Origin of the sequence: Paenibacillus sp. EKM301P (assembly GCF_011800295.1) — a bacterium.
GTDB lineage: Bacteria > Bacillota > Bacilli > Paenibacillales > Paenibacillaceae > Paenibacillus > Paenibacillus polymyxa.
Genome location: NZ_JAALFM010000049.1, coordinates 1 through 1,309 on the forward strand (window position 1 = coordinate 1; position 1,309 = coordinate 1,309).

Annotated in this window: 1 protein-coding gene; it reads left to right on the forward strand. The window is 50.4% G+C overall.

Going from position 1 to position 1,309, the window contains the following annotated elements; translation table 11 throughout:
* Positions 1-1,309, forward strand: a 1,309-nt coding sequence (locus tag HFD99_RS24750; RefSeq protein WP_238797291.1) for a condensation domain-containing protein, incomplete at both ends; no start/stop codon positions are given.

Genomic DNA, 1,309 nt, shown 5'->3' on the forward strand with positions numbered 1-1,309 from the left:
GAGCAGCTGCTCAAACAAGCTCATCGCGCGTACAACACGGAAATGAATGACCTGTTGCTAGCCGCGCTCGGAAAAGCCGTCTATGACTGGTCGGGTTCCGAACGAGTGCTGATCAACTTGGAGGGCCATGGACGGGAAGCCATTGTGCCAGATGTGGATATTACGCGCACGGTCGGCTGGTTTACGAGCCAATTCCCGGTTGTCCTGGATGGAAGTCTGGGAGAAGGGGGACATACTGCTCGCCTGATCAAGCGGACCAAAGAAGGGCTGCGTCATATTCCGCAAAAAGGCATCGGCTATGGGATTTTACGCTACCTGACGGATAGGAATGTGCTGGAAAAAGCAGGCGTGCAGTTAGAGACTCAGCCTGAAATCAGTTTTAACTATTTAGGCCAATTCGATCAGGATTATAAAGGCAACGATTTACAGCCTTCCGCTTATTCCATTGGTGTGCCTGTCAGCACGAACGCGACTATGGATTTTGCACTGGATATCAACGGATTAATCGAGGATGGCGAGTTGGTGTTCACGATTCGCTACGGTACAACGCAGTTCCGTCATGAAACGATGGAGCGGCTGGGAGAACTGCTGGCATCCGGCTTGCGTGAAGTCATTCATCATTGTGTCACCCAAGAAAGAACGGTGCTGACCCCAAGTGATGTGCTGTTAAAACAGGTAACGCTAGACGAACTGGAACAATTGGTGGAAGATACGCGAGATCTGGGCGAGCTGGAAAATGTATATGCTTTGACACCGATGCAAAAGGGTATGCTCTTTTTCAGCCTGATGGATGAGAGCTCGGCGGCTTATTTTGAGCAAGCATCCTTTGAGCTGAATGGGCGCTTCGATGTGGTTACTTTCGGTAAAAGCTTGGATCTGCTTGTACAGCGTCATGAAGCATTACGGACGAACTTTATCAGTTCATGGAAGGACGAGCCTGTACAAGTCGTTTTCCGCAATCGCAGCGGAGAGTTGTACTATGAAGACCTGCGCGGACTGGAAAAAGAAGAACGTAAAGCACGTGTTGAGGCATTTACCCTTGCCGATAAAGCGAAAGGATTCCGTCTCGCGGAGGATGCACTCCTTCGTATCTCGATCCTGCAAACTGGGGATGAAACGTATCACTTTATCTGGAGCTTCCATCACATTTTGATGGATGGCTGGTGCTTGTCCTTTATGACACAGGAAGTATTCGGTAGCTATCTGGCACTGCGTGCGGGTGATGAGCCAGTGCTGGAGCCTGTCACGCCGTTCAGTCGTTTTATCGAATGGCTGGAACGTCAGGACCGTGAGGCAGCCCTGCAATACT